Origin of the sequence: Sphingomonas lenta, from assembly GCF_002288825.1 — a bacterium.
Lineage (GTDB): Bacteria > Pseudomonadota > Alphaproteobacteria > Sphingomonadales > Sphingomonadaceae > Sphingomonas > Sphingomonas lenta.
Genome location: NZ_NSLI01000003.1, coordinates 571,275 through 588,474, shown reverse-complemented (window position 1 = coordinate 588,474; position 17,200 = coordinate 571,275). Strand labels below are relative to the sequence as shown.

Below are 17,200 nucleotides of genomic sequence, written 5' to 3'. Positions count from 1 at the left end.
GAAAGCGGGAGAGGGGTTGAGGTTCAGATCGGCGACACGCCGAAATACTTCAGCAGCCCGAGCACCAGCAGCAGAAGCGCGATCGCGGCGATGATGCCGCCCACGTTGAAGTTTGCGCGGGAGACGGACACGTTCTCGTCCCGGTTCACGTCGGCCATGTTACACCTCCTACAATGAGGACGGGGTAACGCGGGGGCGGGCCTTAGCGTTCCGGATATGGAACGATCCCTTTTAGGCCGAGGGTCGTACCTGGTTCAGCAGAGTCGCGACTTTGCGCGCGACCTCGTCCAAGGTGGCGGTCACCCTGTTCACCTCCGACAAGAGGGTTCCCGAGGACGGGTCGTAACGGGCGAGCAGATACTCTCTACGCTTGCCCAACTGCACCAGATGGCCGGCGGTTCTCCGCCGCAACCGCAGGCCGGCCGCGACGAGTTCGGCCCGCTTGGCCATGTCGTGTTGCAATCCCCTGATGAGGACGGCGTCGTGCCCGTAATGGATCAGCGCCGCGTTAAGGTAGAGTTCGATGGCCTGCAACGCGACGAGCCGGAACGGTGATCGCGACCGCGGATCACCCGATCGCCCGAGCGGCGCCAACGCCTTCGCCGCCAGTCGGTACTCGTCCGCCAGCGAGCATAGCTGCGCGGGCGTAGCAGTCTGGCCCGGATATTCGTCCCGTGCGGCGTTCGACACGGGGCGCATGATATGCGCGCCCGGTCACCATGGTGCTAACGCGGACGCCCGATGCGATCCGGATCCCATGCTTGGCAGGCCGGATCCGGATTGCGAGGGGTGCGCCGATCAGGCCATCGCCGGCCGTCTGAGCAGCTGCTCGGCGATCTCGTTGTGCCGCTCGTCCGCCTGTTTGGCTTCGTCCAGGCATTGGCGGAAGTTCTGCGCGGCCTGGCTCATGCCCGCCTTCTCGCAATAGTTGCGCATCGTGCCGAACGCCGCGATCCAGTAATGGAGCGCGAGCTGGCCGTTGGCGATGATGCCGAGGTCGCGGGACTGGTCGTCGGGCGCCTGCCCGCGGATGCGCTTGCTCACCTCGTAATGCGCTTCCAGGATCGGGTTGCTGTTCTCGCTGGTTGGGCCGCCCACCTCCGTTAACGCCTGTTCGATTCGCTGCGCCCATTGCCGCGACTGCTGCGAGCCCTGCTCCAGCGCTTGGCGTAGCTCGGGGCTGCGCGCGTCGTCCTGGATCTCCTGCGTGGCGCCTTCGGCCACCTTCGTGCCCGCGTGCATCGCGGTCAGGCCCTGCGCGATCAGCGCCTTTAGATTGTCGTCCGCCATGGTTCATGCTCCGGTTCGGGAAAGCCGGCGCTCGTGGCCGGCCCCTTCCCTACCGCCGGCGGGGACGGACGTTCCGCCGCTCCGGCGCGCGGCGGCAACCCCTTGCCGCGGCGGACCAACATGGGTTTGCGGATACGCGAAGACCCCGGCGCCTCGTCTCTGAGTCGCCGGGGTCTGGCGGGCCCCGTCCGGGAGGACGGGTCCTGAAGGTCGGCGCCGCCACCCGTTTTGGGGGGAGGTGCCGGCGCCGGGCCTTTTCGCTTAGCCGAGCAGCTTGAGCACGCCCTGCTGGCTCTGGTTCGCCTGGGCGAGCATCGCGGTCGACGCCTGGCTCAGGATCTGCGCCTTGGCGAGCTGCGCCGTCTCGGCCGAGTAGTCGGTGTCCTCGATGCGGCTACGGGCGTCCGTCAGGTTGGTCGCGTTGTTGGTGAGGTTGTTGACCGTCGACTGGAGGCGGTTCTGCACCGCACCCAGGTCGCCGCGGCCGGCCGAGACCTTCTCGATCGCGGCGTCGATTACCGCCAGCGAAGCCACGGCGCCGGTCTGGTTGGCGATGGAGACGGCCGAGAAGCTCATCTGACCGGTACCCAGACCCGCGTCGGCGGCGGCCGTGCCCGCGATGTTGAGCGACGCGCCGGCCTCCGCCGTCAGCGTGAGGCGACCCTCGACGGCGGCGGTGACCGGGGTCACGGCGGCGTCGGTGATGTCCTTGGCGTTGGTCAGGAACGACGTGGTGCCGCTCATGGTGATGTTGCTGCCGTTCTTGCTGACGATCTTCAGGCGGCCGTTCTCGACCGAAGCGGCGATGTTGCCGTTCGTGCCGGACACCTGGTTGATCTTGGCCGCCAGCGCGTCGACGTTGTTCTCCGCGCTGGTCAGCGTCACGGCGACCGCGGTGCCCGTGCCGGGCGTGATCGTGAACGTGCCGGTCGCCGGGATGTTGCTGACGTCGGCGGTCACCCAGTTCTCCGCCTTGGCGGTAACGCGGGTCGTGCCGGTAAAGCCGTTGATCGCGTTCGCGACCGCCAGGGCGTCCACCGTCGCGACCGCGCCGACGTCCTGGCCGTTGATCGTGAGGTCGCCCGCCGCGAGCGCCGCGTTGACCGCGAGGCCGACCTTCTCGGCCTGAAGACCGAGCGCGCCGGACGTGGCCTTGACCATGCTCATGTTGATCGACTCGCCGGCGTTGATGCCGGTCTGCAGCTTGACGCCGGTGACCGACCCGTCGAGCAGGTTGACGCCGTTGAACGTCGTCGTCTTGCTGACGCTCGCGATCTCGGCGGTCAGCTGCGTCATCTCGGCCTGGAGCGCGGTGCGGTCGCTGTCGCGCAGCGTGCCGTTGGAGGACTGGGTGGCCAGCTCCTTCATGCGCTGCAGCATGGAGGTGACCTCGTTCAGCGCGCCCTCGGCGGTCTGCGCCAGCGAGATGCCGTCATTGGCGTTGCGGACCGCCTGGTTCATGCCGCGGATCTGCGCCGACATGGACGAGGAGATGGCGAGGCCGGCGGCGTCGTCCTTGGCCGAGTTGATGCGCTTGCCGGTCGACAGGCGCTCCATCGCCGTCTGGAGCTGCATGTTGGCGAGGCGCGACGCGTTGCCCGCGCGGGTCGCCGAGGTGTTGGTTCCGATAACGGTCATCACTGATCTCCGTAAGTGTTCGGCGTATCCCCGCCGCCCCCCATCAGCGGAAGGCCGAGCCGCCGAATGGGGAAACGGCCGCCGCCGCCGGAGCTTTAGGACGAAAAACGCAGACCCCTCGCGCGCGCGGCCCGCCCGTGCGGGCGACGCGCACCCGGAAAAATTCTGCCGGAAGGGCGGCGATTTTACGCCGCGTTAACCATTCGGCGCGCATCCCCCACTCACCACAGGGGAATTGCATGAGAAGGATTTTTCCATCGGCCGCGGTCCTGAGCAGGCGCTACGCGCTGCTCTCCGGCTTGCGCACCGCCGGGTTCGCGATCGGGTCGACCGATGAGGGGCAGCCCGGCGCCCGCGACCTCCATTTGGTCGAGGACGGCGAGGCCGTGTCCCTGCCCGCCCGCACGATCGTCGTCGCCGAGGCGGAGGGCGCGCCGTCCTGTCGCCCGTTCCGCGACGGCAAGCCCGCCCGCGTAGCCTTCGGGCCGCGGGACGGGGAGATCGGCATGGGCCTCGTCCGCGCCATCGCCGCCGGCCCCGACGTCCCCACCGCCGCCGACCCGGAAAGCCTGGCGCTGTTCGCGCTGGCCGAGCGCGTCTCGGGCGCCGACATCACCGTGCTCGTGAACGGCCCGACCGGCACCGGCAAAGAGGTGCTGGCCCGCGCGATCCACATGAACTCGCCGCGCCGCGACGGTCCCTTTATCGCCATCAATTGCGCGGCGCTGCCGGAATCGATGCTCGAAGCGTTGCTCTTCGGCCATCAGAAGGGCGCGTTCACCGGCGCCAGCTCGGGCGGCGAAGGCTTCTTCCGCGCCGCGCACGGCGGCACGCTGCTGCTTGACGAGATCGCGGAGATGCCGCTGGCGCTCCAGGCCAAGCTGCTCCGCGCGCTCCAGGAGCGCGAGGTGGTACCGATCGGCGCGGTGACGCCCGTCCCCGTCGACGTTCGCGTGGTCGCCTGCGCCAATCGCGACCTGCAGGCGGAGGTCGCCGCCGGCCGCTTCCGCGCCGACCTCTACTACCGCCTGTCCGTGTTTCCGCTCTCGACCAAGGCGCTGGCCGAGCGCCCGGCCGACATCGCCGCGCTCGCCGCAACCATGGTGCTGCGCCATGCGGGCCACCGCGCGACCGTGCCGTGGCCCACGGCGGCCGCCGTCGACATGCTTCGCCGCCACGACTGGCCGGGCAACGTCCGCGAGCTCGAGAACGTGGTCCAGCGCGCGCTGCTGCTCGCCGGCGGCGACGCGATCGGGCCCGAGCACATCATCTTCGATCGGCCGGCCGCGTCGGCCGCGCCGGCACGGTCCGACGCTGGTGGGACCACATTGGGGGAGGTCGTTCAGATGAGCGAATTCGCCGCTATCCGCGAGACGCTCGCGGCGTGCGGAGGCAGCCGGATCGAAACCGCGCGCCGCCTCGGCATTTCGGAGCGTACGCTCCGCTACCGCCTCGCCAAGGCGCGTGAACAGGGCGAGGAGTTCGCCCGGGCGGGTGCGGCATGAACGCCATCTCCGGCCTCAGCGGCGTCGATCGCGTCATGGCGATCCGCGCCCAGATCCTCGAGCGCAACGCCGCGCTGTCGCGCGCCGGCGCGGTGCCGTCCTCGCCCGCCGAGACGCCGGCCGACGCGCAGAGCTTCACGGCGACGTTCGAGCAGGCGGTCAAGTCGGTCAACGACACGCAGAACCGCGCGAGCTCGCTCTCCGAGATGTACGAGCGCGGCGAGACGGTCGACATCGCCAAGGTGATGCTCGCCCGACAGGAGGCCTCCGTGGCCTTCGAGGCGACGCTCCAGGTCCGCAACAAGATCCTTGCCGCGTACAAGGACATCATGAGCATGCCGGTGTAAGATGGCGCAAGCGTTAGCACCCGCCGGGGCGACCCCGGCCGTACCGGAGCGGTTCGCCAACCCGCTCCAGCAGATCAAGGGCCTGATGGCGCAGCCCGCCGTCCGGCGCGCCGGGCCCGCGGTGGCCGCGGTCGGCCTGGTCGGCGCGGCCGCGCTCGCCTGGGCGACCTTGTCCTCGCCGCCGCAGAAGACGCTGTTCCCGTCGCTGCCCGACGCCGACAAGGCCGCGGTCACCGCCGCGCTGGAGCAGGCGAACATCCCGTCCGCGATCGACGACGGCACGGGCGCGCTCACCGTCGCGGAAGAGGATTACAGCCGGGCGCGCATGCTGCTCGCCAGCCAGAACCTGCCCAAGGCGGCGCCCGGCGGCTACGCCATCCTCGACCAGCTACCGATGGGCGTATCCCGCGCCGTCGAGGGCGAGCGCCTGCGCCAGGCGCGCGAGACGGAACTCGCCCGCTCGATCCAGGAGATCGACGCGGTGGCCGAGGCGCGCGTGCACCTGGCGATGCCGGAGTCGACGGTGTTCGTCCGCGACAAGGCGAACCCGTCCGCGTCCGTGGTCGTCAAGCTGCAGCCCGGCCGCGCGCTGTCCGACGCGCAGGTCGCGTCCATCGTCAGCCTCGTCGCCTCGTCCGTGCCGGGCATGAAGCCCAGCGACGTGACGGTCGTCGACCAGCTCGGCGGCCTCCTGTCCAAGTCGGGCGGAGAAGGCGCCAACGGCTCCGACAAGCGGATCGAGTTCCAGCGCCGCGTCGAGGAGAAGTACCGCCAGCAGCTCCAGCAGCTGCTCACGCCGTTGGTCGGCGCGGGCAACTTCACCGCGGAGGTCCAGGCGGACGTCGATCTCGACGAGACGCAGGCGACCCGCGAGACCTACGACAAGCAGGGCGCGCTCCGCGCCGAGACGGGGGACTGGACCGGCTATCAGCAAGACCCGGCCAACCCCGGCGGCATTCCGGGCGCGCTGTCCAACACGCCGCCGCCCGCCAGCACCATGCAGGCGCCGCAGCCGGCCGTCGGCACGCCCGGCACGCCGCAGGCTCAGCCGGTCGCCGGCGGCCCGCCGCCCAACCCGATGAAGCAGCAGGACCGGTTCCAGCGCGCCTACGACCTCGACCGCGAGGTCTCGGTGACGCGCGCCGCGCCAGGCGGCGTGAAGCGCCTGTCGGTCGCCGTACTGCTCCGCGATCCGGAGGGCGGACGCCGCACCCCGGCGGAGATCGCCCAGATCTCCGACCTGGTGAAGAGCGCGGTGGGCTTCAATCCGCAGCGCGCCGACAACGTCACGGTGATCAGCCGCAAGTTCGCGGGCGCGGCGGGCACGGAGGAAGGACCCGCCTGGTACGACAACGCCTGGGTGCCGGTGATCGCGCGCAACGCCACCGCGATCCTGATCGCGCTCCTGGTGCTGTTGTTCGGCGTGCGGCCGATCGTCCGCGCCATCACGAAGCGGCAGGAGGCGGAGGCCGCGGCCAAGAAGGCGGAGGCCGCCAGGGCGCTCACGCTCGACGCCGACGGCAACCCGATCCCGGGCGGCGTCGAGGTGCAGAACCCGGTCACGCTGGAGCATATCGAGAGCAGCCGCAGCTTCGACGAGCGCCTGGGCGCCGTCCGCGGCTTCACCCGCGATAACCCCGCGCGCGCCGCGCTGGCCGTGCGCGACATGATGAAGACGGAAGCCAAGTCATGACCACCGCGCTCGCCCCCGGCGCGCGCAGCTTCACCGGCGTGGAGCGCGCGGCCGTGCTGATGATGCTGGTCGGCGAGGAGGAGGCCGCGGCCATCCTCCAGAAGCTCGACCCCGAGGAGGTCCGCCAGCTCGGCTCCGCGATGTTCAGCGTCGCGGACGTGTCGGAGCAGGAGGTGGACGACGTGCTCGACGACTTCGTCGGCCGCGCCCGCGAGCGGAACGGCATCAGCTTCGATCCCCGCCCACGGATCGAGACGGTGATGCACAAGGCGCTGGGGCCGGAAAAGGCCTCGTCGCTGCTCGCCCGCATCACGCCGCCGGAAGCGATCTGCGAACTCGAGCTGCTCGACTGGCTCGACGCGGCCGAGATCGCCTCCATGGTCGAGAAGGAGCACCCGCAGATCGCGGCCGTGCTCATCGCGAACCTCAAGCCCGAGGTGGGCGGCCAGGTGCTGGAGAAGCTGCCCGAAGCCGTGCAGCCCGATATCCTCCACCGCATCGCGCGGCTGGGGCCGATCACGCCCGACGCCGTGGAGACGCTGCGCGCGATGCTCGCGAACCGGACGGGTTCGGCGAACCGCGGCGGCGGCGTGGTGCTGGGCGGCGCGCGGGAGGCGGCCAAGGTGCTGTCTAGCGCGCGCAAGTCGACCGAGCAGCGCGTCATGCCAAAGCTGTTCAAGATCGACCGCGACATCGCCAAGCAGATCGAGGAGGCGCTGTTCGTCTTTGAGAACCTCTTGGAGCTCGACGACAAGAACCTCGGCACGCTCATCCGCAACATCGACGGCGAGGTGCTCACCCGCGCGCTCAAGGGCGCGGACGAGATCGCCCGCGAGCGCTTCTTCGGCTGCATGTCGAAGCGCGCGGCGGACGGCATCCGCGACGAGATGGAGGCGCGCGGTCCGATGAAGCTGGCCGACGTGCTGGAGGCGCAGAAGTCGATCATCGCTATGGCGCGCGCGCTGGCCAAGGACGGCACGATCATGATGGGCGCAGGCGAGGACGAGTATGTCTGAGTTCGTCGCGGGCTTCGTGCCCCGCCACGCCGCGCCGGCCGAGCGGCTGCGCGCGGTCATGGAGCCCGAGCCGGGCTTCGCCGCCGCCGCGCCGCGTGCGCCTCGGCACTTCGCGCCCAAACCCGCGGGCACGGGGCCCAAGCACTTCTCGCCGGCCGACCCGGACGGCGACCCGACCGAGGGCTGGAACCCGCTCGACCCGTCGCTGGACGAGCCGGTGCTCGACCCGCTCCAGGCGGCGCGCGAGGCGGGGTACGCGGAGGGTTTCGCCGCCGCGACCGCCGCGCTCGCGCAAGCCGAAGAACGCGACCGCGCGATGCTGGGGAGCCTCGTCGAGGCGCTGGGCCAGGCCGGGCGCATCGACCGCGACGCGATGGCCGGACGCTTACGCGCGACGGTGATGCTGCTGGTCGGCCGCTTGGTCGGCGAGGTCGGCGTATCCGCCGATCTGCTCAGCCGCCGCGTCGTCGCTGCGACCGATCTGCTCGCCGAGAAGAGCGAGTCCGCGCTGCTGCGCGTCCATCCCGACGACGTCCAGCTGCTCGAGGGCAAGCTGCCCGACAACGTGTTCGCCGCCGGCGACGCGAACGTCGATCGCGGGTCGTTCGTGCTGGAGGCCGCGTCCACCGTGGTCGAGGACGGGCCGGAGCTCTGGCTCGAACAGCTCGCCCAGGCGATCGACCGCGTGCCGTTGCCGACGGGCTCGCCCTCGTGCTGACGCGCTTCGCCGACGAATATCTGGACGCGCTGGGCGGCGCGGGTTCCGCGCCCGCCCCCGTCGTCTCCGGCCGGCTGTCCTCGTTCGACGGCCTGCTGATGGAAGCGGTCGGGCTGACCGTTCCCGTCGGCACCGTGTGCAGGGTGGGCGGTCATGGTGGCCACGAGATCGAGGCGGAGGCGATCGGCTTCCGCCAGGGGCGCACGTTGCTCATGAACCTGGGCGGCCCCGCCCCTCTCCTGCCCCAGGCGCGCGTGCGCCCGATCGGCCCGCCGGGCGAGGCGGAGGTGGGCTCCGCGCTGCTCGGCCGCGTCGTCGACGGGGCGGGCAAGCCGATCGACGGGCTCGGCCCTATCCGTGGCGCGCGCAAGTGGCCGCTCGCCGGCCGCATCCAGTCGCCGCTCGACCGTGGCCGCGTGCTCGAACCGCTCGACGTGGGCGTGCGCGCGATCAACGGCCTGCTGACGCTCGGCCAAGGCCAGCGCGTCGGCATCATGGCGGGATCGGGCGTCGGCAAGTCGGTGCTGCTGGGCATGATGGTGCGCGCCGCCAAGGCGGACGTGGTCGTGATCGGCCTGATCGGCGAACGCTCGCGAGAGGTCGCCGACTTCTTGGAGACCAAGGTCGCCGGCGAGGCGCGTGCGCGGTCGGTGGTCGTCGCGGTCCCCGCCAACCACTCGCCCGTGCTGCGCATCCGCGGGGCGCTGCGCGCTACCGCCATCGCGGAGGCGTTTCGCGAAGAGGGCAAGCGCGTGCTCCTCATCATGGACTCGCTCACCCGCGTCGCGCACGCCGGTCGCGAGATCGGGCTGGCTCTGGGCGAACCGGCCTCGGCGCGCGGCTATCCGCCGTCGGCCATCGCCATGCTGCCCAACCTGATCGAGCGTGCGGGCACCTGCGCGCGCACCGGCGGGTCGATCACCGCGATCTACACCGTGCTCGCCGACGGCGACGACGGCAACGACCCCGTGGTGGACTCGGCGCGCTCGATCCTGGACGGCCATATCGTGCTGTCGCGCGCGCTCGCCGAGCGCGGCGTGTACCCAGCAATCGACGTCGGCCCGTCCGTCAGCCGCGTGATGACCGACGTGGTCGGCAAGCCGCACCAGCTCGCCGCGCGCACGCTGCGCCGCCACCTCGCCACCTATGAGGAAAATCGCGACCTCGTGCTGATGGGCGCGTACCGCGCGGGCGCGGACCCGGCGATCGACGCCGCCATCGCGCACCACCCCGCGATCACAGAATATATCCGCCAGGACGCCGACCAGGTCGTGACGCTCGACGAGGCCGTGACCGAGCTGACCGGCGTCTTCGGTGATGGCTAAGGATACGCTCGGGCGCATCCACCGCGTCCGCTCGCTCCAGCTGACGCTCGCCCGCGCCGACGAAGCCCGCGCGCACGCGCAGGTCGCGTCCGAAGCGGCGATGTCGGCCCGCATCGCGCAGCTCGCCGCCGCGGTCGCGCCCACAAGCGGGGGCGCGGCGACGCTGCTCGCCCAGTCGCATTATCGCGAGCGGCTCCATAAATCGGCGCAGGTCGCCGCCAACCGCCTCGCCATGGCGGAAGCCGAGGCCGAGCGCGCCGTCGAGGGCGCACGCGCCGCCAAGCGCGACCAGAGCGCGGTTGAGAAGCTGCTCGAACGCGCGCGCCTCGAAGCGCTCCGTCGCGAGGCGCGCTCTCTCGAGGACCAGCCGCACCACAAGAAACGGCACGGTCCTTGCTGATCCTAAGCTCGACCAATCCCGACCGGACTTCGCCACCCATGATCCAACCCTTATCCGCGCTCACCTCGCTGCTCGCCGGCAAGTCGGTTCCCGCCGCCGGCGGCGACGGGCAGGCGTTCGCGTCGTCGCTGGCGGAGCTGGTGCAGGCGAAGCCGGGCGGTGGCGACGCACGGCAGAAAACGGCCGATCCCGGCAGCGTCTTGCCGGAAGGCGACCCCGACACGGGCCTTGCGCTGCTGGCGGCGGTGACCGGCGGAGTTCCGCCCGCGCCGGACGCCGAGCGCGCCGACGGCCCCGTGCAAACCCCGGTGCCGCCGCCCGCGACGAGGCCCGACCCGATGCAGCCGACTTCCTTCCCGTCATCGCCCGCCACGCCGGTCGCGCCACGCACGAGCGTCGCTTCAGCGGAGCCGCCGATCGTCGACGTGCCGGTGCCGATCGCGCGTGTCCTGAGGAGCCGGCCCGAGCGCCCGGTCCTGCCCCGCCCCGCGGAGATGACGGTGGAGATCGCGGCCGACGCCGATCCGGACCGGGTCGCGACGCGGGCGATCGACGTGGGCGACGTCCGGGAGCACCTCGCGACCGCACGGGACGCGCACGCGCCGGAACTCGTGATTCCATTCGCGGAACCGAGAACCGTACCTCCTGTCGAGGTGATGCCGACACATGATCGGGCGTCGACCGAGGAGTCTACTCCAAGCGGACCGTCCGACCGTCCGGTGCGGTTCGCGTCCGTACCGCTTCCGCAACTCTTGACACCGGCGATTGGACCCGATCTCGTCCCCATGACGGACCCGATGGTGGCGCCCGCACTGGTCGCGACGGCTCCGACGGCGGCGCACGCGTCATTAACGGCGGTTGCTGCCGGCAGGGCTTCAGCTTCGGCGGCGACGCAGGTCGCCGTGCCGCCGGCGACCGCCTCCGCATCGACGATCGCCGCGGCCGCGAACGCGCCGACCGTGCCCGACGAGGCGGTCGCGAGCATGCCCGCACCGGTTCCGGTACCTTCGGCTCCGACGATCGCGTCCGTTCCTGGAACGCCGGTCGCTTCCGATGTCGCGGCGCTCGCGCCGCCGGTTCTGACCTCTGCCGCGACGGCGGCCGTTCAGCCCAGCACAGCACCCGCGACTCCGGCCGCCGCGACGGGCGTCGTCCAGGTCGCCGACGTTTTGCCCGCGCCCGACGCACCGACGCGACAGGCCGAGCCGCGCGCCGTCGAAGCGCCTGCACGACCCGTCCAGGCCGCGCCCGTCATCGCGCCGACCGCCTCCGCCCCCGTGATCGGGCCGGCGGTGCGGATGTTCGCCGCCGAGATCCACCGCGCGTCGCGCGAGGTGCGGCGGCCCGTCGCGCTCGACGTCGCCGCGCAGGCCTTTATCGGCGAGCTGCAGGGGACGCGGCCCACACCCGCCGCCGTCGTCGAGGCCGCGTCGGCCCCACTCGACGTACGTCACGAGCAATGGCCGCTCGCGATGGTGGAGCGGATCGAGCGGCTGCGCGACGCGGTCGACGCGTCCGACACGCGTATCCGCCTCGTCCCCGAGGCGCTGGGCCGGATCGACGTATCGGTCAAGCGCGACGGGGACGCCGTCCACGTCCACTTCGCCGCCGAGCAGGCCGCCACGCGCGCCATGCTGCAGGAGGCGCAGCCCAAGCTGGCGGAAGCCGCGGAGGCGCGCGGGCTCAAGCTCGGCCAGACTTCCGTCGGCGGCGACGGCGCGGAGCGGCACGGCCGCCACGCGCCCGACCGCCCCCTCCCCTCCTCCCCTGCCCCGGCCCGCGCGCGATCGAGCGAGCCGGCGGCGGAGGACGACACCGACCACCGTATCGCCTGATCGAAAGGACTGAATGATGAGTGACGCGGCTGAAGAGAAGCCGGCCAAGAAGAAGGGCAAGCTGGGCAAGATCCTCGTGTTCGCGTTGGGCGGGCTGCTGCTCGTCGGCGGCGGCGTGGGCGCCGGCGTGTTCGCCGCGGGCTCCGGCCTAGTGCCTGGCGGCCCCGGTGCGGCTCATGCCGAGGACGACAAGCCCAAGCCCAAGCTGGTGCTGAAGAGCGAGCAGAAGCGCGCGGGCGACGGCGCGGAAGGCGAAGGCGGGAAGAGCGGCGGCGAATCGGAAGCCAAGCCGGCCGACGGCCCCGCCGGCAAGCCCGTGCCCGAGGTGCCCGGCGGCGAAAAATATGCGTCGAACTATTTCGCCATGGAGAAGGAGTTCACCTCCAATCTCCAGAACTCCGTCCACTTCGTCCAGGTGGGCGTGGCGGTGTCGACGCCGTACGACGACACGGTCGTCGAACGGCTGAAAACCAACGACATAGCCATCCGCTCGGCCATTCTGATGACGCTGGGCGACACGACGGAGGAGCAGGTCTTCACCAGCGACGGCAAACGCCAGCTGCAGCGCCGGCTCGTCCACGCGATCAACGAAACGCTGGAGCAGAAGGAAGGCTTTGGCGGGGTCAGTAACGTTTATTTTACCAACTTCGTTGTTCAGTGACCGGGCATGGTTAACAGCCCGAACACCACCGACCTGACCGCCGCCGCCCCGGCCGAGCGTCGCGCCCGTGCGCGCTCGGAAGGGGCCGCGCGCGCCAGCGGTGGCGTGCTGGGCCAGACCAAGATCAATCCCTTCGGCGACCTGCACACGGTGCAGCACCTGTCCGCCCGCTTCGCCCGCCAGCTGCGCGGGCTGTTCGAGCCCCTGCTGCGGCGGGAGCTCAGGGTCTGGGCGGAGCCGCTCGCCGTGCAGCGCTTCGGCGACTATCGCGCGGAGCGGGCCGAGGGTCTGACCGCCTATCTTCCCTTGCCGATGAGCACCGTGGAGGGCGCCGCGCTGTGCGTCCTCGACGGACAGTTCGTGTTCGAACTCCTGGACCTGTTCTTCGGAGGCGCGGGCGCGGTGCCCGCCGAGATGCCCGCCGAGTTCTCCCCCGCCGCCGAGGCGATGGTGGCCCGGCTGGGCGGCATGGTCGCGCGTCCGCTGTCGATAGCCTGGGAGCCGCTGGCCCCCATCGGCTTCTCGGTCGGGCGCGTGGAGGCCAACCCCGCGCTGCTGGGCGTACCGGCCGAGGACGCGCTGATCGTGACGCGCTTCGGCCTGGCCGCGGGCGACGGCGCGCCGGTCTATCTCGACCTGCTCTACCCCGTCGACGCGCTGAAGCCCCACGGCCCCACGCTGACGGGCAAGGTGCTCGACAAGGCCGAACCCGATCCCGCCTGGCGCAACACGCTGACCCGCGCGGCGATGGACGTGACCTTCCCGGTCCGCTCCGTGCTCGCCGAGCCGGTCGTACCGCTCTCCATGCTCATGAACCTGAAGCCCGGCGACGTCATCCCCATCAGCTTCGGCGCGGAAGTGCCGGTGATGGTCGGCGGCGACCGCTTCGCGTCGGGAATCGTGGGCCAATCGAACGGCCAGGCGGCCGTACGCCTCACCAAGCTGCATCATCGCCAAGGAACTGACGAATGAACGACATGACCGGCGGCTTCCCGGTCGACGGCGCCGTCGCGGCCAATTTCCGGCTGCTCCAGGACGTCGACGTGAAGCTCTCCGTGGAGATCGGCTCCACCCGCCTGACGTTGCGCGAGCTGCTCGCGCTGGGCGAGTCGAGCGTGATCGAGCTCGACCGCGCGGCCAACGAACTGCTCGACGTCTTCGTCAACGGCACGCTGATCGGCCGCGGCGAGGTGGTGACGGTGGGCGACCGCTTCGGCGTGCGCATGACCGAGCTCGTCTCCCCCGACAAGCGGGGCTGAGCCGCCATGATGTGGTCCTACGTCCTCAAGCTGATCGTGCTGCTGCCGCTGGTCTGCGGCTTGATGATCGGCTCGCTCTACCTCTGGCGCCGCCTCGAGGCGCGCATGCCGGGCAAGGCACCGACGCGCATGATCTCCGTCAAGGAGACCATGATGATCTCGCCGGGCCTCAGGCTCGCCGTACTCGACTTCGACGGCAAGCGCCTGCTCGTGTCCGTCGGGCGCGGCGGTGTTACTCTCGTCGATAAGGTGGACGCGTGATCACCGTCACTCGCCTCGGCAGGGGGCCCGCGCTCGTCCGTTCGGTCCGCACGCAAGCCACGCGCAAGACGCGCGGCGGCTTCGGCGCGGTGTTCGTGGTGCTGGCGGTGCTGCTCGCGATGTTCGTCGCCATGCCCGCCTTCGCGCAAGCCGCCCCGGCCGCGCCCGCTGCCCCGGCCGCGCCCGGCGTCGGCGACGCGGTGGACCGCGCGCTGGGCCAGCTGAGCCAGCAGCAGAGCGGGGGCGGTTCGCTGTCGCTGTCGCTGCAGGTCCTTATCATCATGGGCCTGCTGACGATCCTGCCGGGCATCCTCCTGATGATGACCAGCTTCACGCGCATCGTGATCGTGCTGGCGGTGCTCCGCCAGGCGCTGGGGCTCCAGCAGACGCCGCCCAACCAGGTGCTGATCGGCCTGTCGTTGTTCCTGTCGCTGTTCGTGATGGCGCCCACCATCAGCCAGATCAACCAGAACGCGATCCAGCCCTATGCCTCCGGCCAGCTCCAGGGCACGGACATGATCCAGGCCGCGGGCGCGCCGCTCCACGCCTTCATGGTCAAGCAGACGCGCATGAAGGACCTGACCATGTTCTCCGAGCTCGCCAAGTCGGGCCCGTACAAGTCGTCCGCCGACGTGCCCTACGCCGTGCTGCTGCCCGCCTTCGTCACCAGCGAGCTCAAGACCGCGTTCCAGATCGGCTTCCTGATCTTCCTGCCCTTCATCGTCATCGATCTCGTGGTCGCGACGGTCCTCATGTCCTTGGGCATGATGATGCTGTCCCCGCAGATCATCTCCCTGCCCTTCAAGCTGCTCCTTTTCGTCCTGGTGGACGGCTGGGCGCTGACCATGGGCAGCCTCGCCAACAGCTTCGCGAGTTAGCGCCGTGGTCGACGCCGATTACTTCCTCACCGTCGCCAACCAGACGATGTGGGTGCTGGCGCTCGCCGCCGCCCCGATCCTGATCCCCGCGCTCCTCGCCGGCCTGATCCTGGGCATGGTGCAGGCCGCGACCTCGATCAACGAGCAGACGCTGTCCTTCGTGCCCAAGCTCGTCGTGGTGGCGTTCTCCATCATGATCTTCGGCGGGCTGATCCTGGGCCTGCTCAGCGACTTCACGCTGGGCATCTACGAGCGGATTCCGGATTTGGTTCGGTGACCTCTCCCTTCGCCGCCTCCTCTCGCCGTCATGCCGGATTTGATCCGGCATCCACGCGCGTCCCCTCGTTCACGGATGACCTTCGCGAATCGAAGTGCCGCGCGTGGACCCCGGGTCAAGCCCGGGGTGACGGTGCTGAGGTGGACGTGGCGACCCGTACATTATCGACCTGAGTCATGCTCGGCTTCGGCCTCTCCATCGAACCCCAGCTCTGGGCGCTCGTCTTCGTGATGGTGCGCGTGGGCGCAGCTTTCGTCGCGGCTCCCGTGTTCGGCGCGGTCGGCGTGCCCCTGCCGGTGCGCGTGGCGCTGTCGGGCGCGGTGGGCGTGCTGGTGCTGGGCGTCCACCCGGTGACCCCGCCCGCGCAGCTGTTCGGGCTGGCGACGTTCATCAGCGTGGCGGCGGAGGCGCTGGTCGGCCTCGCCATCGGCTTCATCCTCCAGATCGCTTTCGCCGCGCCGCTCATCGCGAGCGAGCTGATCGGCGGGTCGATGGGTTTGGGCTTCGCGCAGTCGGTCGACCCGCAGAACGGCCGCTCCAGCCCCGCGCTGGGCCAGTTCTTCACGATCATGCTGACGCTCCTGTTCCTGTCGCTCGACGGCCACCTCGTGCTCGTCGACATGATCGTGAGGAGCTACGCCGCCCTTCCCCCCGGCCAGGCCTGGATGGGCGCGGAGCGGCTGCAGGCGATCGCGATCTTCGGCGGCTACGCGTTCGTGGCCGGCCTGCTGCTGGCGCTGCCCGTCGGTTTCCTGCTGCTCGCGCTCAACCTGGTCGTCGGCATGATCTCGCGCTCCGCGCCGTCGCTGAACCTGTTCGCGGTCGGCCTGCCGATGAGCCTCGCCGTCGGCGTCGTCGCGCTCGCCATCTCGTTCCCGGCGATGGGCGACTACATGGTCGTCATCGTCCGCGAAAGCCTGTCCGCCGCCGATAAGCTGGTGCTCGGCTGATGTCGGAGGGCGGCGATCGGACGGAAGTCCCGACACAGAAACGCGTACGGGACGCGGTCGAGAAGGGCGATATTCTCAAATCGCGCGAGTTCGCGACCGCGCTGGTGATGATGGCGGGCGTGGGCTGGATCGCGCTGTTCGGGCCTTCGCTCATGGCCGCGTGCAAGGGCGTGATGACCGCCAGCCTGCAGTTCGGCCGCGCCGACGTCGAGGACTTCTCGCCCTGGCGACCGCTCGCCGAAGCCGGCTGGCGACTGCTGCCCGCGCTCGGAAGCCTCTTCGCCGTCTCGATCGCCGCCGCGGTGGCGAGCCAGGCGGGCCTGGGCTCGCTCGGCTGGAACGCCAAGCTGCTGGCCCCCAAGGGCAACCGCATCAATCCGCTGTCCGGCCTGAAGCGCATGTTCGGCATGAACGGCTGGATCGAGCTCGGAAAGTCGCTGCTCAAGGTCGTGCTCCTGGGCGCGATCGGCTGGTGGACGCTGTCGGGCATCGTCGACACGACGCGGGGCCTGAGCTCGTCGGAGCTTACCCAAGCGGTGGACGCGCTGGGCGGCATGCTGACGGGCGTGCTCGTCGCCATGGCGTTCGGGCTCGTGCTTATCGCCGGCTTCGACGTGCCGCTCTCCGCCATCCGCCGCATGATGAAGCTCCGCATGACCAAGCAGGAGGTCAAGGACGAGCACAAGCAGACCGAGGGCTCGCCCGAAGCCAAGGCGCACCAGCGCCAGCGCCGCTACGAGATCCTGCGCGGCGGCGCGCGGAAGGCGGTCGCGGAGGCGCACGTCGTGCTCACCAACCCTACGCACTTCTCCGTGGCGCTCCGCTACGACCGCGGGCGCGACCAAGTGCCGGTCGTCGTCGCCAAGGGACGGGGCGCGACCGCGCTCTCCATCCGCGAGATCGCGAAAGAAGCGGCGGTGCCCGTGCTCGAGGCACCCGCGCTGGCCCGCGCCGTCTACTACACCAGCCGCGAGGGCCAGGAGGTCCGCGACGACCTGTACCTGGCCATCGCCACCGTGCTCGCCTTCGTGTTCCAGCTGGACGAGGCGGCGGGCGGCGGCGCGGCCCTGCCGCCGATCGAGGTGCCGCCGACCGCGCGCTTCGACGAGAACGGCACGCCTCACTAAAGTCCGCGCGGCCGCGGCCG

The 17,200-nt window shown here is 70.7% G+C and carries 19 protein-coding genes and 2 pseudogenes; 16 read left to right on the top strand and 5 right to left on the bottom strand.

What is annotated here, in order from left to right; all coding sequences use genetic code 11:
• Positions 1-23: 23 nt before the first annotated feature.
• The 5 genes and pseudogenes from CKY28_RS19280 to CKY28_RS19360 form a co-directional block, all read right to left on the bottom strand.
• Positions 24-158, bottom strand: a complete 135-nt coding sequence (locus tag CKY28_RS19280) for a hypothetical protein (RefSeq protein WP_281253232.1) — start codon at positions 156-158, stop codon at positions 24-26.
• Between the two features lie 73 nt (positions 159-231).
• On the bottom strand, positions 232-699 hold the full coding sequence (locus CKY28_RS10085; RefSeq protein WP_095998188.1) for a hypothetical protein: 468 nt from the start codon (positions 697-699) through the stop codon (positions 232-234).
• A 99-nt stretch (positions 700-798) separates the two neighbouring features.
• A complete protein-coding gene (locus CKY28_RS10080) occupies positions 799-1,290 on the bottom strand; it encodes a YciE/YciF ferroxidase family protein (RefSeq protein ID WP_095998187.1) in 492 nt (163 codons plus the stop codon).
• Between the two features lie 261 nt (positions 1,291-1,551).
• Positions 1,552-1,821: pseudogene (locus tag CKY28_RS19365) on the bottom strand (flagellin); the annotation flags it as partial.
• A gap of 693 nt (positions 1,822-2,514) precedes the next feature.
• Positions 2,515-2,928, bottom strand: a pseudogene (locus CKY28_RS19360) (flagellin N-terminal helical domain-containing protein); the annotation flags it as partial.
• 239 nt (positions 2,929-3,167) lie between these two features.
• Here CKY28_RS19360 and CKY28_RS10070 point away from each other — a divergent pair.
• The 16 genes from CKY28_RS10070 to CKY28_RS09995 all read left to right on the top strand — a co-directional run bounded on the left by CKY28_RS10070 (position 3,168) and on the right by CKY28_RS09995 (position 17,180).
• Positions 3,168-4,433 (top strand): sigma-54 interaction domain-containing protein, encoded by a 1,266-nt coding sequence (locus CKY28_RS10070; RefSeq protein WP_095998185.1) that lies wholly within the window; start codon positions 3,168-3,170, stop codon positions 4,431-4,433.
• A complete protein-coding gene (fliE, locus tag CKY28_RS10065; protein WP_095998184.1) occupies positions 4,430-4,780 on the top strand; it encodes a flagellar hook-basal body complex protein FliE in 351 nt (116 codons plus the stop codon). Before CKY28_RS10070 ends, fliE begins: the two co-directional genes overlap by 4 nt.
• A gap of 1 nt (position 4,781) precedes the next feature.
• Positions 4,782-6,473 (top strand): flagellar basal-body MS-ring/collar protein FliF, encoded by a 1,692-nt coding sequence (fliF, locus tag CKY28_RS10060; protein WP_095998183.1) that lies wholly within the window; start codon positions 4,782-4,784, stop codon positions 6,471-6,473.
• On the top strand, positions 6,470-7,489 hold the full coding sequence (gene fliG, locus CKY28_RS10055; RefSeq protein WP_095998182.1) for a flagellar motor switch protein FliG: 1,020 nt from the start codon (positions 6,470-6,472) through the stop codon (positions 7,487-7,489). Before fliF ends, fliG begins: the two co-directional genes overlap by 4 nt.
• Positions 7,482-8,207 (top strand): FliH/SctL family protein, encoded by a 726-nt coding sequence (locus CKY28_RS10050; RefSeq protein WP_095998181.1) that lies wholly within the window; start codon positions 7,482-7,484, stop codon positions 8,205-8,207. Before fliG ends, CKY28_RS10050 begins: the two co-directional genes overlap by 8 nt.
• The gene (locus CKY28_RS10045; RefSeq protein WP_095998180.1) at positions 8,201-9,532 is read left to right on the top strand and encodes a FliI/YscN family ATPase; all 1,332 of its coding nucleotides are present in this window, start codon (positions 8,201-8,203) and stop codon (positions 9,530-9,532) included. The genes CKY28_RS10050 and CKY28_RS10045 overlap by 7 nt, the downstream gene beginning before the upstream one ends.
• Positions 9,525-9,932 (top strand): hypothetical protein, encoded by a 408-nt coding sequence (locus tag CKY28_RS10040; RefSeq protein WP_095998179.1) that lies wholly within the window; start codon positions 9,525-9,527, stop codon positions 9,930-9,932. The genes CKY28_RS10045 and CKY28_RS10040 overlap by 8 nt, the downstream gene beginning before the upstream one ends.
• 38 nt (positions 9,933-9,970) lie before the next feature.
• Positions 9,971-11,767: a flagellar hook-length control protein FliK gene (locus CKY28_RS18675; protein ID WP_095998178.1), complete on the top strand. Its 1,797-nt coding sequence runs from the start codon at positions 9,971-9,973 to the stop codon at positions 11,765-11,767.
• A gap of 16 nt (positions 11,768-11,783) precedes the next feature.
• Positions 11,784-12,428: a flagellar basal body-associated FliL family protein gene (locus CKY28_RS10030; RefSeq protein WP_095998601.1), complete on the top strand. Its 645-nt coding sequence runs from the start codon at positions 11,784-11,786 to the stop codon at positions 12,426-12,428.
• A 6-nt stretch (positions 12,429-12,434) separates the two neighbouring features.
• On the top strand, positions 12,435-13,400 hold the full coding sequence (locus tag CKY28_RS10025) for a flagellar motor switch protein FliM (protein ID WP_095998177.1): 966 nt from the start codon (positions 12,435-12,437) through the stop codon (positions 13,398-13,400).
• A complete protein-coding gene (gene fliN / locus CKY28_RS10020; protein ID WP_095998176.1) occupies positions 13,397-13,687 on the top strand; it encodes a flagellar motor switch protein FliN in 291 nt (96 codons plus the stop codon). The genes CKY28_RS10025 and fliN overlap by 4 nt, the downstream gene beginning before the upstream one ends.
• A 6-nt stretch (positions 13,688-13,693) precedes the next feature.
• Positions 13,694-13,948 carry a flagellar biosynthetic protein FliO gene (locus CKY28_RS10015; protein ID WP_095998175.1) on the top strand — a complete coding sequence of 85 codons (255 nt, stop codon included), beginning with the start codon at positions 13,694-13,696 and terminating at the stop codon, positions 13,946-13,948.
• Positions 13,949-14,037: 89 nt separating this feature from the next.
• Positions 14,038-14,826 carry a flagellar type III secretion system pore protein FliP gene (fliP, locus tag CKY28_RS10010; protein WP_425442510.1) on the top strand — a complete coding sequence of 263 codons (789 nt, stop codon included), beginning with the start codon at positions 14,038-14,040 and terminating at the stop codon, positions 14,824-14,826.
• Positions 14,827-14,830: 4 nt separating this feature from the next.
• On the top strand, positions 14,831-15,103 hold the full coding sequence (locus tag CKY28_RS10005; RefSeq protein WP_095998173.1) for a flagellar biosynthetic protein FliQ: 273 nt from the start codon (positions 14,831-14,833) through the stop codon (positions 15,101-15,103).
• A 176-nt stretch (positions 15,104-15,279) separates the two neighbouring features.
• A complete protein-coding gene (gene fliR / locus CKY28_RS10000; protein ID WP_095998172.1) occupies positions 15,280-16,053 on the top strand; it encodes a flagellar biosynthetic protein FliR in 774 nt (257 codons plus the stop codon).
• Positions 16,053-17,180: an EscU/YscU/HrcU family type III secretion system export apparatus switch protein gene (locus CKY28_RS09995; RefSeq protein WP_095998171.1), complete on the top strand. Its 1,128-nt coding sequence runs from the start codon at positions 16,053-16,055 to the stop codon at positions 17,178-17,180. Before fliR ends, CKY28_RS09995 begins: the two co-directional genes overlap by 1 nt.
• The last annotated feature ends 20 nt before the right edge of the window (positions 17,181-17,200 follow it).

Excerpts from the sequence above, each read along its gene's own strand:
- CKY28_RS10025 (WP_095998177.1), top strand. The coding sequence starts at position 12,435 with ATGGTTAACAGCCCGAACACCACCGACCTGACCGCCGCCGCCCCGGCC.
- fliN (WP_095998176.1), top strand. The coding sequence starts at position 13,397 with ATGAACGACATGACCGGCGGCTTCCCGGTCGACGGCGCCGTCGCGGCC.
- CKY28_RS10080 (WP_095998187.1), bottom strand. The coding sequence starts at position 1,290 with ATGGCGGACGACAATCTAAAGGCGCTGATCGCGCAGGGCCTGACCGCG.
- CKY28_RS10050 (WP_095998181.1), top strand. The coding sequence starts at position 7,482 with ATGTCTGAGTTCGTCGCGGGCTTCGTGCCCCGCCACGCCGCGCCGGCC.
- fliE (WP_095998184.1), top strand. The coding sequence starts at position 4,430 with ATGAACGCCATCTCCGGCCTCAGCGGCGTCGATCGCGTCATGGCGATC.
- CKY28_RS10030 (WP_095998601.1), top strand. The coding sequence starts at position 11,784 with ATGAGTGACGCGGCTGAAGAGAAGCCGGCCAAGAAGAAGGGCAAGCTG.
- CKY28_RS10070 (WP_095998185.1), top strand. The coding sequence starts at position 3,168 with ATGAGAAGGATTTTTCCATCGGCCGCGGTCCTGAGCAGGCGCTACGCG.
- fliG (WP_095998182.1), top strand. The coding sequence starts at position 6,470 with ATGACCACCGCGCTCGCCCCCGGCGCGCGCAGCTTCACCGGCGTGGAG.
- CKY28_RS10085 (WP_095998188.1), bottom strand. The coding sequence starts at position 699 with ATGCGCCCCGTGTCGAACGCCGCACGGGACGAATATCCGGGCCAGACT.
- CKY28_RS10015 (WP_095998175.1), top strand. The coding sequence starts at position 13,694 with ATGATGTGGTCCTACGTCCTCAAGCTGATCGTGCTGCTGCCGCTGGTC.
- CKY28_RS18675 (WP_095998178.1), top strand. The coding sequence starts at position 9,971 with ATGATCCAACCCTTATCCGCGCTCACCTCGCTGCTCGCCGGCAAGTCG.
- fliF (WP_095998183.1), top strand. The coding sequence starts at position 4,782 with ATGGCGCAAGCGTTAGCACCCGCCGGGGCGACCCCGGCCGTACCGGAG.
- fliR (WP_095998172.1), top strand. The coding sequence starts at position 15,280 with ATGCTCGGCTTCGGCCTCTCCATCGAACCCCAGCTCTGGGCGCTCGTC.
- CKY28_RS10040 (WP_095998179.1), top strand. The coding sequence starts at position 9,525 with ATGGCTAAGGATACGCTCGGGCGCATCCACCGCGTCCGCTCGCTCCAG.
- CKY28_RS09995 (WP_095998171.1), top strand. The coding sequence starts at position 16,053 with ATGTCGGAGGGCGGCGATCGGACGGAAGTCCCGACACAGAAACGCGTA.
- CKY28_RS19280 (WP_281253232.1), bottom strand. The coding sequence starts at position 158 with ATGGCCGACGTGAACCGGGACGAGAACGTGTCCGTCTCCCGCGCAAAC.